14 protein-coding genes and 1 pseudogene are annotated in these 13912 nt (G+C 65.2%); 3 read left to right on the top strand and 12 right to left on the bottom strand.

The annotated features are described in order from the left end of the window. The 3 genes from IEW01_RS12840 to IEW01_RS12830 form a co-directional block, all read right to left on the bottom strand. The gene (locus tag IEW01_RS12840) at positions 1-849 is read right to left on the bottom strand and encodes an ABC transporter permease (protein WP_229738243.1); all 849 of its coding nucleotides are present in this window, start codon (positions 847-849) and stop codon (positions 1-3) included. Continuing rightward, positions 849-1796: an ABC transporter permease gene (locus IEW01_RS12835; protein ID WP_188528315.1), complete on the bottom strand. Its 948-nt coding sequence runs from the start codon at positions 1794-1796 to the stop codon at positions 849-851. Before IEW01_RS12835 ends, IEW01_RS12840 begins: the two co-directional genes overlap by 1 nt. A gap of 70 nt (positions 1797-1866) precedes the next feature. Continuing rightward, positions 1867-3408, bottom strand: a complete 1542-nt coding sequence (locus IEW01_RS12830; RefSeq protein WP_188528313.1) for an ABC transporter substrate-binding protein — start codon at positions 3406-3408, stop codon at positions 1867-1869. 148 nt (positions 3409-3556) lie between these two features. Between IEW01_RS12830 and IEW01_RS12825 the strand changes: the two genes are divergently transcribed. Together IEW01_RS12825 and IEW01_RS12820 are read left to right on the top strand one after the other, a co-directional pair. Next, positions 3557-3958 carry a RidA family protein gene (locus IEW01_RS12825; RefSeq protein ID WP_188528311.1) on the top strand — a complete coding sequence of 134 codons (402 nt, stop codon included), beginning with the start codon at positions 3557-3559 and terminating at the stop codon, positions 3956-3958. 10 nt (positions 3959-3968) lie between these two features. Continuing rightward, positions 3969-4847: a MurR/RpiR family transcriptional regulator gene (locus tag IEW01_RS12820; RefSeq protein ID WP_188528310.1), complete on the top strand. Its 879-nt coding sequence runs from the start codon at positions 3969-3971 to the stop codon at positions 4845-4847. A gap of 27 nt (positions 4848-4874) precedes the next feature. Here IEW01_RS12820 and IEW01_RS12815 read toward each other — a convergent pair whose 3' ends face one another. From IEW01_RS12815 to IEW01_RS12785, 7 genes are all read right to left on the bottom strand, one after another. Beyond that, on the bottom strand, positions 4875-6044 hold the full coding sequence (locus IEW01_RS12815; RefSeq protein WP_188528308.1) for a lipocalin-like domain-containing protein: 1170 nt from the start codon (positions 6042-6044) through the stop codon (positions 4875-4877). Between the two features lie 163 nt (positions 6045-6207). Next, positions 6208-6969 (bottom strand): IclR family transcriptional regulator, encoded by a 762-nt coding sequence (locus IEW01_RS12810; protein ID WP_188528306.1) that lies wholly within the window; start codon positions 6967-6969, stop codon positions 6208-6210. 46 nt (positions 6970-7015) lie between these two features. Then, the gene (locus IEW01_RS12805; RefSeq protein WP_188528304.1) at positions 7016-7402 is read right to left on the bottom strand and encodes a RidA family protein; all 387 of its coding nucleotides are present in this window, start codon (positions 7400-7402) and stop codon (positions 7016-7018) included. A gap of 15 nt (positions 7403-7417) precedes the next feature. Further along, positions 7418-8182: an amino acid ABC transporter ATP-binding protein gene (locus IEW01_RS12800; RefSeq protein ID WP_188528302.1), complete on the bottom strand. Its 765-nt coding sequence runs from the start codon at positions 8180-8182 to the stop codon at positions 7418-7420. 7 nt (positions 8183-8189) lie between these two features. Beyond that, on the bottom strand, positions 8190-8852 hold the full coding sequence (locus IEW01_RS12795; RefSeq protein WP_188528300.1) for an amino acid ABC transporter permease: 663 nt from the start codon (positions 8850-8852) through the stop codon (positions 8190-8192). An 11-nt stretch (positions 8853-8863) separates the two neighbouring features. Then, a complete protein-coding gene (locus tag IEW01_RS12790; protein ID WP_188528298.1) occupies positions 8864-9526 on the bottom strand; it encodes an amino acid ABC transporter permease in 663 nt (220 codons plus the stop codon). Positions 9527-9553: 27 nt separating this feature from the next. Continuing rightward, the gene (locus IEW01_RS12785) at positions 9554-10387 is read right to left on the bottom strand and encodes a transporter substrate-binding protein (protein ID WP_188528296.1); all 834 of its coding nucleotides are present in this window, start codon (positions 10385-10387) and stop codon (positions 9554-9556) included. Between the two features lie 281 nt (positions 10388-10668). Here IEW01_RS12785 and IEW01_RS12780 point away from each other — a divergent pair, with 281 nt between their 5' ends. Beyond that, positions 10669-11865, top strand: a complete 1197-nt coding sequence (locus tag IEW01_RS12780) for an aminotransferase class V-fold PLP-dependent enzyme (RefSeq protein ID WP_188528294.1) — start codon at positions 10669-10671, stop codon at positions 11863-11865. Between the two features lie 133 nt (positions 11866-11998). Here IEW01_RS12780 and IEW01_RS12775 read toward each other — a convergent pair whose 3' ends face one another. Together IEW01_RS12775 and IEW01_RS12770 are read right to left on the bottom strand one after the other, a co-directional pair. Continuing rightward, on the bottom strand, positions 11999-12835 hold the full coding sequence (locus tag IEW01_RS12775; RefSeq protein ID WP_188528292.1) for a DNA-binding transcriptional response regulator: 837 nt from the start codon (positions 12833-12835) through the stop codon (positions 11999-12001). 449 nt (positions 12836-13284) lie between these two features. Next, a pseudogene (locus IEW01_RS12770) lies at positions 13285-13912 on the bottom strand (hypothetical protein); the annotation flags it as partial.

Below are 13912 nucleotides of genomic sequence, written 5' to 3'. Positions count from 1 at the left end.
TCACACCCCCGCGATATCGTCTTTGAACCGCGGGTCGATGCTGTCGCGCATCGCGTCGCCGACGAGGTTCATCGAGAACACCGAAAGGATGATCAGCGCACCGGGGAAGATCAGGAGCCAGGGCGCGCGGGTCACGTAGATGCGCTCCTCCGAAAGCATGTTGCCCCAGCTCGGCACCTCGGGCGGCAGGCCGAGACCGAGAAAATCGAGCGCCGCGGCCTGAAGCTGGGCGAAGGCGAAGATGAAACTGGCCTGCACCAGCAGCGGCGAAACCAGGTTGGGCAGGATGTGGCGAAACAGGATCGAGGCATGGCCCGCACCCGAACAGACCGCGGCATCGACGAACACCTCGCCCTTGAGCTTCAGCGTCATGCCAAACAGGATCCGCGCAGTGGTGGTCGCATAGACCACGCCGATCACGATGATGGTGTTCATCACCGACCGTTCCAGCAGGGTCATCAGCACCAGCGCCATCAACAGCGCGGGAAACGCCATGAGCACGTCGACGCCCCGCATCAGCACATGGCCCAGACGGGTGAAATAGGCCGAAAGCATCCCCACCAGCCCGCCGGTCAGGAGTGCGACGATCACGGCGCCGAGGCCGATCAGAACCGTCATGCGCGCGCCGTAGAGGGCCCGCGAAAAACTGTCGCGTCCGAAGTGATCGGTGCCGAACAGGTGCGGCCAGCCGGGCTCGGTGAGGCGCGCGATGGGGTCGATCTCGTAAGGGTCGAACGGCGCGATGAGCGGCGAGAAGATCGCGGCCAGCGCCACGAAGGCAAGCCAGACAAGGCCGATCTGTGCAAAGGTGCGCCCGGCAAAGACCGAGCGGATGCTGGCAACGGCCATCATTTCAGAGATATCCTTGGATCGAGGCGTGCGTAGGCGAGGTCGACGAGCAGGTTGATGAACATGTAGAGCACCACAATCACGAGGATCACGCCCTGGATCACCGGGTAGTCGCGCCGCAGGATGGATTGCACCACGAGGCGTCCGATCCCGGGGAGCGAGAAGACGGTTTCGGTCACGACGGCCTCGGAGACGAGCGCGGCGAAGGTGAAGCCGAAGGCGGCCGTCACCGATATGAGCGCATTGCGAAAGATGTGCCGGATCGCCACCCGGCTGGGACGCAGCCCCTTGGCGCGCGCCGTCCGCACGTGGTCTTCGCGCGACACGTCCAGCATCGAGGCCCGCACGAGGCGGATGATGAGCGCGGCATTGGGCGCCGCGAGCGTGAGGCTGGGCAGGATCAGGTAGCGCAGGTTGGTCACACCGCCGGTATCGGTCAACGACGGGAAGCCGGATGACGGCAGCCAGCCGAGGCCGACGGCGAACAGCAGGATAAGGTAGAGGCCAAGCCAGAAGGTCGGGATGGAGGCGAAAAGCATCGCCCCGCCGGAGGTGATCTGGTCGATCCAGCGGCCCTTGTTCATCGCCGAGACGATCCCGATCGGCACCCCGAACAGCACGATCCAGACCATCGTCATCGTGGCCAGCAGGATGGAGGTTTCCGCCCCGTCTGCGATCACCGTGAGCACCGGCGTGCCGAAGAACACGGAGGTTCCCAGATCACCCTGCAGCACGTTGCCGAGCCAGATGAGGTATTGCGTCCAGAGCGGCTCATCGAGGCCGAGTTCGCGCGTGAGCGCGGCCACTTCCTCGGGGGTCGCGGTGTCGCCCAGAAGGATCGAGGCGGGATCGCCGGGGATGAGGTGAACGAACAGAAACACCAGCATCGTCGCGGCGAGCAGCGTCGGGATCAGCGCGAGCAGGCGTTTGATTGTGTAGAAGAGCATCGGGTTCGCGTGGTCCCAGAAAACAGGAGCAGGCGCCCACCCTTTGTGTGGCGGGCGCCTGCAGGGAGGATTACTTCGAGACGTTCCAGAAGTGCGGCCAGATCAGCGTGGCCTCTCCAAGTCCGTCAAGCTCCGGCGACGCGATGTTGTAGGTATAGACATCGCCGGTTTTCATCGTCGGCACCTGCTCGTAGATCAGTTCCTGGATCTGCGACCAGATATCCACCCGCTCGGCCGGATCGGAAGAGGCGGTGAACGCCGCCTTCAACTCGGCCTTTTCGGGCGTCGCCCACCAGCCGGGGTAGTTGTCGTTCATCACCGAGATCAGGATCGGATCGGGCACGAACCCGTGGTGGGTGAAGAACATGTCCCACTGGTCGGGCTGCGACCGCTTCTCGATCAGCGTGGCCCAGTCATAGACCTGCAGATCGATGTTGAAGCCGGCCTGGGCAAGCTGCTTGGTGTAGACGATCGCCGTATCGTAGTGGAACGGGTAGTTCGTCGAGACCATGAACTTGATCGGCTCGCCGGTGTAGCCGGCTGCCTCCGCGGCCGCGCGCGCGCCCTCGGCATCGCCTTGGCTGAAGGCTTCCGTGCCCGCCTCGGTATACCAGACGTTGCCCTCGGGCAGGAACGACCCGTTCGACCGCCACAGGCCTTCCGGGCCAATCGCGATCTGCAGCGCGGGAACCTTGTCGATCGCCTGCTGGATCGCGCGCCGAAGCGCGTAGTTCTCGGCAAGCGGGCCAGCGCTCGAGTTCATGAACACGAGGCCGAAGAGCGGGCCGCCGTTCAGAATGGTATTGACGTTCGGGTCACCCTCGAGTTCGGCGAAGAGGTCGCCGGGGATGCTCTCGGCATAATCGTAGTCGCCGGCCCGGAGCCCCGAAACCCGCGTGCCCACGTCCGGCACGGGGATGAAGCGCAGGGCATCGAACTCGGCGACCCGCTCGCCGCCGTAACCGTCGGCCTCGCCCTCGGGCGACACGTAGTCGTCAAAGCGCACAAGCTCGACGTAGCGGTTCGCTTCCCAGGCGTTGAAGCTGTAGGGGCCGGTGCCGATGTAGTTCTCGGGCGAAAGCGGTTCCTTGCCCGCGCCCTCGACGATCGAGGCGGGATAGATCGCCGGACCGCCATTCAAGAAGGCCATGAGGTTTTTCCACGGGCCGAACGGCGCGCTCAGGGTGATCCTGATCTCGTGGTCGCCGGTGGCTTCGACGCTTTCGACATGTTCGAACAGCAACCCGCCGCGCGACCCGAATTCACCCCAGCGCTTGAGCGACGCGACCACGTCGGCGGAGGTCATGTCCTGGCCGTTGTGGAACTTGACGCCTTCGCGCAGCGCGATGGTGATCGTCTTGCCATCCTCTGAAATCGTCTCGCCCGCCGCGAGAAGCGGAACCGGCGAGTTGGAGGAATCGAAGGTGTAAAGGCCCTCGAAGACGTGCTGGGCAATCGTCGTCGCCAGGTCCGAGGTCACGACCTGCTGGTCGAGCGTTGGCGGCTCGCCAACCGTTGCGTAGCGCAAAACGCCTTCCGCTTGTGCCGCGCCGGCGATGGCGAGAAACGCCCCCGCAGCCGTAGCGGTTTTCAGCCATGATGTGATCGTCATGAGAGACTCCTCCTCTGCTTGGATCTGCACGGGGCGCCATGCCCCATTTTGTAATTCTTTTTCATTTTGGCCGACCATCAGGCAGAATACGGTTGAAATCAACCCATTTTTGCCCCCAAAATGTAAGAAGTTTTCACAGGAGAGATAAATGGCCGAAACCCAGACAGGCATAACCCGACTCGAAACCGCCGATGCAGCTGCCGGCGGCACCCCGCGCCCTTTCGCCAAGGCGGTGCGGGCGGGCGACTTCGTGTTCGTGTCCGGACAGGTTCCCGCGAAGGACGGCGAGATCATCACCGGGGGCATCGTGGAACAGACCGAAATGGTGATGCAAAACATCATCGCGGTGCTCGAAACCGCGGGCTGCGGCCTTGAACATGTGGTCAAAGTGAACGTATGGCTCGACGACCCGAGAGATTTCACGAGTTTCAACAAGGTGTTCGAGCGTTATTTCATCGACAACCCTCCGGCCCGCTCCACCGTTCAGTCGGCGCTGATGGTGGACGCCAAGGTTGAAATGGACGTGACCGCCTACAAGCCGGAGAGCTGAGAGCATTTTCATGCAACAGGTGATCGACATCATCTCGAAGATGCGAAGCCTGAACGGCGAATTGCGCAAACGTGAGCAGCGGGTCGCCGATTTCGTCCTGTCGAACCTCGACCAGATCTCGTTTCTGACGCAGGGCGAAATCGCCCAGGCCGCGGGCGTGTCGGCGGCCACCGTGCATCGGTTCTGCGTCAGTGTCGGGTGCGAGGGCTTTCGCGACTTCAAGATCCGCCTGGCGCAGAGCGTGGCCGTCAGCCTGCAATACCTCGACGGCAACAGCGCCGAAGCCTCGCAGACCGATCAACTCGTCTCGCAGGTTTTCGGCGCCCTGGTCGACATGCTGAACACCGCCCGCCAACAGCTCGACAACGCCTCCATGACCGAGGCGATCGCGCTTCTGGCGGGGGCCCGGCGGATCGTGTTCTTCGGGGTCGGCGGCGGCTCGGCCAATGTCGCCCGCGAGGGGGCCAACCGGTTTTTCCGCCTCGGCCTGCCCGCCGAAGCCCACGCGGATGGCTACTTCCAGCGGATGCTGGCCTCGACCCTCTCGACCGGCGATGTCGTCTTCGCGATCTCCGCCAGCGGCCAGCCGCAGGAGTTGCTCGATTCGATCTCCATCGCGCGCCAGTACGGCGCAAGCTCGATCAGCCTGACCAAGTCGGGATCGGATCTCGCCAACCTGACCGACGTGTCGATCGGGATCGACATTCCCGAGGACCAGGACATCTACAAGCCCTCCGCCTCGCGCCTCGTCTTCATCGCGATCATCGACGTTCTGGCCGCGGGGGCCGCGCGCGAGCGGCCCGAGGAGGTGAAGGAATTCCTGCGCCGGATCCGGACCTCGCTGGTCACGCTGTCGAAGGATACCGGGCCGAAACCGATCGGCGACTGAGGCCGCGGCTCGGGGCGCATCTGCCGGTCAGCCGGCGCGGCGGCGGCGCAGATGCTGGCGCAGGTAATCGCCGACACCGGCGGCATAGCCGTGGCCGTAGAGTTCGAGCCGGCCGTGCCCGGCGACCGCCTGCCCGTCGAGATGGCCGCGCGCCGTCACCGCGCCCTCCCAGATCGACGGGGCGCCGAAGACGGGGATCTCCTGATCTTCGATAACCGGCATGATCTCGATCTCGCCGGCAAGCTCCGGCAGCACCAGCCGGTGCGCGAGCGGGTAGCCGATGCCGCTGCGCGGGCTGATCCAGCGCGGCGCTGGCGTTGGTTCGAGTTGCCCACGGGTGGTGCCGACGCCGCGATCGTCGAACCGCACCACATAGCAATCCCTTTCGCTGCTGTCGCCGACCACCATCCGCCGCCAGGCCAGGAAATCGTGCCCGCTGTCCAGCGACAACCCCGCCCAGTGCCAACCGACCAGGCTGAAACCGCGGCGCTTGCGCTGAAAGAACCAGTTCTCGAAACCGCCCCACTGCCGGTCCATCCACAAGGTGCCGTGCACCGGCTGATCGCCGAGATGGCCGCTGGCCGACAGGCGCGGGCAGCACAGGTAGGCATAATCGGGGCGGTTCCTCGGATCGAGCCGGGCGCCGTGATCCTCCATCCAAGGGCGTTCGGGGCAGAGCGCGAGGGTGAGCGGCGTGCCGTCGGCGTCGCCGGGCATCATCAGTGTCAGGCTGCCGTCGGGCGCATCCGCCAGCGCGAAATCGCGCCACCGGATGTCGAGCCCCTCGGGCCCGACCTCGGCATGGTCCTCGAGCGTTACCACTCCGTCGTGCCGCGCCCGGTCCGACATCAGCACCGCGTGCCGGCGCGCGAGGAATCGCGCGATCGGGCCGGGCAGCACGTGGCGCGCGATGCGCCGGGCGACGATCTCGTGAAGGCGCGACACGCCCGGTGTCATCCGGCTGACCACGAAGGGCCGCGCCCCCGGCCGCGTGGGCAGCACATGCAGCAGGAGCATGTCGGCCTGGTCGTCGCCATCTTCGGAGTGGACCTGGAAGAAGGCGACCATCAGGTGAAGCGAGGTGCCATCGGGCAGCGCCACCCTGCCCTGCAGGAACCACCAGCCCACCTCGCTGTCGGGGCGCGGCCGCAGATCGGGCGGGGCAATCGCCCAGGTGGTGTCAGAAGTGTCGTCCAAGGTGCCCTTCCGGAATTTCCGCCCCGCCGATGATCGGCGATCCCGGCCAACACTTGCCGTCTGGCCTGTCTGTGGGTGCGAGGATCGTCGGATTTCGCCGGGCGTTCAAGTTTTTCGTGGCACGGGCGGACGGAAGGCGACCCGCCGACGCCGGGACGAAACGTCAGGGCATGGTTTGCGACAGGCTCTCGCTCGCCTCGATCAGCATCGCTCGGTAGGTCTCGTAATGCGTGACCGCGTCGTCCTTCGGCGCCACGATGCAGATGGTGCCGACGCATCTGCCGGCGCGATCGCGCACCGGCGCGGCGAAACAATGTGTGAAGGTGTCGACGATGCTGTCGAAGGAAAAGAATCCGGCGGCATGGGCCTTGCGGATTTCGGCGAGGTAGCGGGCCACGTCGAGCCGGTCGCCGCCCGGAAGGGTGAAATCCTCCGGCGGGATCAGCGACAGGATCTCTTCGTCGCTCATCCCGCCCAGCAGCAGCCGGCCCGACGCGGTCCAGGGAATGGGTGTGCGGTCGCCGATATCGCCGCTGATGCGGAACGGCCTGTTGCCTTCAACCTGGAGCGCCACGGTATACTTGTCGCCATCGAGCATGCAGAACTGCGTGGTTTCCGAGCTGCGCTCGGTGATCTCTTGCATCACGCTCTCGACCTTATGGGTGAGGTCGAAGTGCTCGTCGTAAGCGAGGCCGAGAAAATACAGCCTGCGGCCGAGAAAGACGGCACCTTTTCCGTCGGCCTCTTCCAGCATGCCGTGATCCAGAAGCGTGTTGACCAGATCGTAGATCGTGGAGCGCGGCGCGCCGAGGGCCTGGGCGATATCGGCGGGGCGTTGCGGGCTCTTGACCGCCCTCAGGTGATCAAGAATGTCGAACGCGCGATCAATGCCGCGCGCTCTCTTGCGTTCATGCCCGTCCTTCATCTTGCGTTCCTTGCCACGGCCGATTTGGTGTTGGGCCGATTCCGGATCAGGCCTTGCGATACGCGATACAGTCGACTTCTACCTTGCAGTCCACCACCAGCGAAGACTGGACGCAAGCGCGCGCGGGAGGGTTTTCGCCGAAATATGTTTCGAAAACGCCGTTGAAGCTCCAGAAATCGCGGGGATCGTCGAGCCAGACGCCGACGCGCATGATGTCTTCAACCCCATAGCCGGCGTCCTCGACGATCTTGAGCATGTTCTGGATCGCGATATGCGCCTGCTCGACGATGCCCACGCCCGCCACTTCGCCGTCCCGCATCGGGGTTTGCCCCGACACGTACAGCCAGCCGTCCGCTTCCGTCGCCTTGGCGAAGGGCAAGGATCTGCCGCTGCTGCCCTTGCCTTCACCGACGCCGTGCCTCTTGATTGTCATTGGTCGTCTCCTCTTTCAGAATTCCGATCTCGCGAGAAAGCCCTGCAAACGCTCGGTTTTTGGGGCGCCGAAAAGTTCGTCGGGCGGGCCTTCCTCATGGATGCGCCCTTCGTGCATGAACACGACCCGGCTCGAGACATCGCGGGCGAACCGCATCTCGTGGGTCACGATCAACATCGTCATCCCGTCTGCCGCGAGATCGCGCACAACGGCCAGCACTTCGGTGACCAGTTCGGGATCGAGCGCCGAGGTCACTTCGTCGAAGAGCATGAGTTGCGGGTTCATCGCGATGGCCCGGGCGATCGCCACGCGTTGTTGCTGACCGCCCGAAAGCTGGCCGGGGTAATGATCCTTGCGCGAGGCCATGCCGACCCGCTCGAGCCAGCTCTCGGCGATCGAACGCGCCTCCTCCTTCGGCTTCTTCTGGGTTTTCAGAAGGCCGAGCATGACGTTGCCCAAGGCGGTCATGTGCGGGAACAGGTTGAATTGCTGGAACGTCATGCCCGTCATCGCCCGCTGGCGTGCGATCTGTCGTTCGGGCAGCCGGCGGCGCTTGCGGCCGTCGTGGCGGTATCCGATGGCCTCGCCCGCGATCTCGACCGTACCGCGCTCGAAATCCTCGAGCAGGTTGATGCAGCGCAGCACCGTGGTCTTGCCCGACCCCGACGAGCCGATGAGCGAAACCACGTCACCCTTCTGCATCGTCAGGTCGATCCCCTTCAGCACCTCGAGATCGCCGAAGCGCTTGTGCAGGTCGGTGATTTTCAGAACCTGTGTCATGTCTACCTCAATTGGGGATGGCGATGCGCCGTTCGACGAAGCGCCCCGCCTGTTCGATCGCGAAATTGACCAGGAAGTAGACAACCCCCGCGAAGAGGTAGAACTCAAGGCTCAGGTAGGTGCGCGAGATCACCTGCTGCGTGGCGAGCAGGAACTCGACGACGCCTATGATCGACAGCAGCGTCGAGGCCTTCACGATCTCGGTCGCGGTATTGACCCAGGTCGGCAGGATCTGGCGAAGCGCCTGGGGCATCAGGACGTAGACGAATGACTGCCGGAAGGTCAGGCCGATGGATTTCGCCGCTTCCGTCTGCCCCTTGGAGATCGCGCTAAGGGCACCGCGCACGATTTCGCCCACATGCGAGGAACAGAACAGGGTGAGCGCGAGAACGCCCGCCTCGAAGGCGCTCAGATCTATGCCGACCACCGAAAGGATGTAGAAGCAGGCCAGGATCAGCACAAAAACCGGCGTGCCGCGCAGGAAGTCGGTGTAGATGCGGACGACGAAGCGCAGCAGCCAGTGGCCGTAGGTCAGGGCAAGGCCGACGGCTACGCCCAGCAGCGTGCCGAGAAACACCGAACCCACGGAAATGAGGACCGTCTGTCCAAGCCCGTTCAGAAGGTTCATGCGCGCGGTCCAGAGATCGGCGAAAAACAGGGTAAAATTCATGCGATGTCCTTTCAGCGCGGGATCGCGAGCCGGGCTTCGAGCCGGCGCAGAAGGCTGGCGATGATGTAACAGGCGGCCACGTAGATCAGCGAGGCGACCATCCAGGTTTCGATCACGCGAAAGCTTTCGACGTTGATTTTTCGGGCATAATAGGTCAGTTCGGGCACAGCGATCACGGCCGCGAGCGACGTGTCCTTGAACAGCGAGATGAAGTTGTTCGACAGCGACGGCAGCACGTTGCGCATCATCACCGGGATGATGATGTAGATCTTGGTGCGGAACTCGGTCAGCCCGATCGCCAGCCCGGCCTCGCGCAGCCCCAATGGCAAGGCAACGAGCCCGCCACGGAACACCTCGGCAAGATAGGCCCCCGCGTAGATCGAAAGCGTGAAGATGAAAGAGGGGATCTTCTCCAGCCGCACGCCCATCTGCGGCAGGGCGAAGTAGGTGAAAAGGATGAGCACGAGGATCGGCGTGTTGCGAATGGCCGATACGTAGGCCAGCGCGATCCAACGCACTGGCCGAAGTTTCGAGAGCATCCCGAACGCCGCGATCAGGCCGATTCCGGTTCCGATCGCGATCGACAAGACGGCAAGCGAGAGCCCGAGCCCCAGCCCTTGGGCGAGGAGGTCCCAGTTGCGCCAGACGACGGCGAAATTGAAATCATAGTCCAAAACGGTGCGTCCCGGATGCCCTGGAGGTTACTTGTATTCGACCGGGAAGCCGATCTGCGGCGATTCCAGCTCGGTGCCGAACCACTTCTCGAAGCTCGCCGAATAGAACGGGAACTCGACGCCGGTCATGCCCTCGTGCAGAACCGTGTTGACGAAGTTGAGCCAGCGCTGATCGCCCGGCTGCACCGCGCAGGCATAGGTCTGCGGGTTCCAGCCATAGCCGGCATCGAGGTAGCGCCCCGGGTTCTGCACCATGAACCAACGCAGCGCCGACTGGTCGGTCGCCGCGGCTTCGGCCCGGCCCGAGTTGAGCGCCTGGTACATCAGGTCGACGCTGTCATATTGGTCGACGGTCGCCTCGGGCAGCGCGGTGTGCACCATTTCCTCGGCATAGACGTTCTGCAGCACGGCAACGGTCACATCCGAGCCGCCGGCCTTCAGGGCCTCGTAATCGGCATAGTCGCCACCTTCCATGAGCAGCAGGCCAACGCCTTCGCGGTAGTAGGGAATGGTGAACTCGACCTGTTGCGCGCGCTCGGCGGTCACGGTCATGAACTGGCAGGTCAGATCGACCTTGCCGGTCGCGAGGTTCGGGATCCGGGCGTCACCCGACTGCTGGACATACTCGATCTTGTCCGGGTCGCCGAACAGCGCCTTGGCCACGAGGCGGCCCATGTCGATGTCGAAGCCGGTGAGCTGGTTGTCACCGTCCATGAAGTGCCAAGGCGGGTTGGTCGAGCCGCTGCCGAGGATCAGATAACCGCGATCGAGCACCTCTTTGAGCTTGTCGCCATCCTGCGCCACGGCCGGCGCGGCCATCAGGGCCGCGAATGTCGTCGCAAGAACCAATTTCATATTCATGCTTTCTCTCCGCTGTTGGGTGCCGCAGGCGCCCCCGCGGCGGGTTGATTATTATTCCACTATACCGGAATTATGTCCGGTTTAGTGTATTCCACCTAAGCGGCCCGGTTTCCTTGTGTCAAGAAAACTCCGAGACGGCCGCCAGGACGACGGCATCGGCCTGCCGAGCGGCATGAACCGGCAAGCCGCCCATCCGCGCCCGAACGCGCGCCCCGATGGACCAGCGCGCGATGATGCCCTAACACTCGGGCTTGGCCCCAACACGGGGGGAGGGAAATGACATGAAAACGAACCCTTGGGCTTGGCATGACGCGCAGGAATTGCGCCGGATCATAAACGTGAGCGGCACGATGACCTCGCTTGGCGCCTCGGTCTCGGCGCCCTCGGTGCGCGCGGCCACCTCGGAGGCCATGGCGCATTTCGTCGACATGCACGATCTGCAAACCGAGGCCAGCCGGGTGATCGCTCGGCTCACCGGGGCGGAGGCGGGCTGCATCACCGCCTCGGCCAGCGCCGGGATTTCGCTCGCCGTCGCCGGATGCATGACCGGCCTCGCACCCGGGCGGGTCGAGGCCCTGCCCCGCGATCCGGGCCCCCGCAATTCGGTGGTGGTGCAGGCCGGGCACCTGTGCTCCTACGGCGCCCCGGTCGAGACGGCGATCCGCCTCACCGGCGCCGATGTTCGCCCGGTCGGCACCGCGACGCTCGCGGCCGACTACCAGCTCGAGGCCGCGCTTGACGAAACCGTGGCCGCCGCCTTCTACGTGGTGTCGCACCAGGTGGTGCATTATGGCCAGATCCCGCTCGCCCGGTTCGCCGAGATCGCCCATGCCCACGGCGTTCCGGTGATCGTCGACGCCGCCTCCGAATACGATCTCACCGGGTTCCTTGGCCAGGGCGCCGATCTGGTGATCTATTCCGGCCACAAGTTCCTTGGCGGCCCGACCTCCGGAATCATCGCGGGCCGGCGCGACCTCGTGCGCGCGGCCTACCTGCAGAACATCGGCATCGGTCGTGGCATGAAGGTCGGCAAGGAAGGTATCGCCGGCGTGATGGCGGCGATGGAAAGCTGGATGGCGCGCGATGCCGCGGCGATCCGCGCCCGCGAACGCGCCGCGCTCGACCTGTGGCTCGATGCCTTGCAGGGCCTTGCCGGCATTCGCGCCGAGATCGTCGCCGACCCGACCGGCAACCCGCTCGACCGGCTGCAGGTGAACGTCGATGAACGCGCCGCCGGCGCCAGTGCGGCCCGCTTCGCTGCGGGGCTCGCCAGGCTCGACCCGGCGGTGATCGTGCGCGACATCGAGGTGGAGCTTGGCTATTTCCAGCTCGACCCCTGCAACCTCCTGCCCGGCCAGGCCGAAACCGTCGCGCAAAGCCTCGCCGCCGTGCTCGCCGATGGCCCCGCCCTTGCCCAGATCGACGAAGCCGATCCGCGCAACGGCGCCGTGGCGGGATACCTCAACTGGCTGGCCTGATCGGGCGCCGGAAACGGCCTGAACCCCAGCGCGAGTGATGCTGCGGGGTGTTTTTCGCGCAGCTTTCCGCAACGCCCCGGTCGGCCGGCGAAACGCCCGCCGAATGATCACCCGAACCGCTTGAAACAGGCCTTCAGCCGGAAAAACCGGGCTGACTTGGCGTCGCGCGGCTGGCCACCTGGGGGATGTCGGCCTCCGCCGCTTGCGCGCCGCCACCTTCCCCTTGGCGGCAGCTTTCGGAATTCAGACTGGCGGCCGCGATGCCTTCCATCAGACGCCTCGGAACCACCGGCTTGCGCAGGGTCGCGTCGCCGATCGGCCGACGGTTGGACGAAAAGTCACTGCGCAGCGATCCGCCGGACAGAAGCAGCACCGGCATGTCGGGGCAAGCGCTGCGAAAGTCGAGCAAGTCGTCTACCCCGGTTTCGAGGTCGGGGGCGGCGTCGAAATCGAAGATCACCAGGCCCCAGTCGTCCGGCCGGGCCTGAACGCTCGCGAACATCGAGTCGCGATCGGTCGTATGATGCACCTCCCGCCCGAGGCCCGCGAGATCTGTCGCGATACTGCGGCTCTGCTCCATGTCGGGCGAGATCAGGGCGATGCGAGACGCGGCGTCGCCCTCGCCCCGGCCCGGGTACACGCGCCAGATGTCGGCCGTTTCCGGCGGCGTGTCGGGGGTATCCCCGGTGGTGCGCGGGGGAAGACCAGGAGAGGTCGCGCGCAAGGTGCCCAAGGCGAGAACGCCGCAGAACACAAGGATCTGCAGGCCGACGGCGATCAGCAATACCTCCGGCAGCGGGCGCCCCGCCACGACAAGCGCGACGATCGCGATGAGCGCGACGGGATAGCCCGACAGGAGGGCGGCAAATGCGATATTGGGCTGTCTGGGGGGCACCCGGTCCGGGTTCGCCATGGCTTGCGGATCACGCTCACGCAGCGCTCTACTCTTGGAAACGAAAGCCTTCTGCATTTTCGAAATCCCGATCTCGGAGCTCGACGGGTGTTCTGGGGGAGGTCCGTCCACCCGCCTCATGATGTGAAGATCCGCCGACCTTGCCGGACCTCGTGGACGCGATATCGGCCACGCAATCAGGGTATCGGGGCCGGGGGCCCAAAACCATTGAGCCTGATGGACTAGCCAAACGGCCAGTGACCGCGATCGTGCCGCCGGCATGGCGGGGCCGCCATTTCGCGGATGCTTTGGTGGTGGGGAATGGAGCAGGCACCGGTGTCATCGCGCGCGAAAAGCCCGCGCTGCTGGCAGGAAGCCGGTGTCATCGCGCGCGGGTCCGTGCCGCGGCACGGCGATGGGTCTTGCGTAGCCGCCGTCCCGCCCGGCAACAGGGGCCGCGATGGCAGCCCCCGCCGCGATGTCGCTCGCGGCGGGGGCCCTTGCTTTCGGCTCGGCCGAACCCGTGGTTACTTCACCTCGATCGGCGCGCGGCTCAGCACCTCCTGCCCGATCACGTCGAGGAAACGCAGCTCATACTGGCCGGGCTCCTCGGGCAGCGTCAGACGCAGCGGCGGCGGGCCTTCGATCTTGTGCGCCTCGATCCAGGTGAAGATCGGCTGATCGCCCCTGGCGAGGGTGATGCGCTGATCGGCGCTGCTGCTGTCGACATCCCACGACACTTCGATCGTGGCGCCCGCCGCGGCGCTCGCCGGCGCGTCCAGCTGCGCGCCGGTGGAAAGCTGGGCATCCTCCGCGAGCACCTCCAGGCTGTGGCGGGCGAGCACCCGCTTGCCCTCGTTCAGAACATAGCGGATCTCGTACAGGCCGGGCGCGTCCGGCGCCGTCAGACCGGCCTCGCTGGCGTTCTGAACCCGCTTGTAACCGCCGCTTTCATTGTCGGGGCTGCCGACCGGAACGATGGTGACATAGTCACGCTCGTGCACCGCGCCTGTCCATTGCACCGGCACGTCATCGCCCGCCCGCACCTGTTCCGGGCCGCTGACGGTAACTTCCGGCTCGGTCACCTCGATCGGCGCGCGCGCCATCACCCGGCGCCCCTCGTTCAGCATGTAGCGCAGTTCGTAGAGGCCCGGT

It is taken from the genome of Sinisalibacter lacisalsi, from assembly GCF_014640115.1.
In the GTDB taxonomy this organism is placed as follows: Bacteria; Pseudomonadota; Alphaproteobacteria; order Rhodobacterales; family Rhodobacteraceae; genus Sinisalibacter; species Sinisalibacter lacisalsi.
Note: the sequence above shows the minus strand (reverse complement) of the source record. Positions and strands in the feature narration are given on the sequence as shown.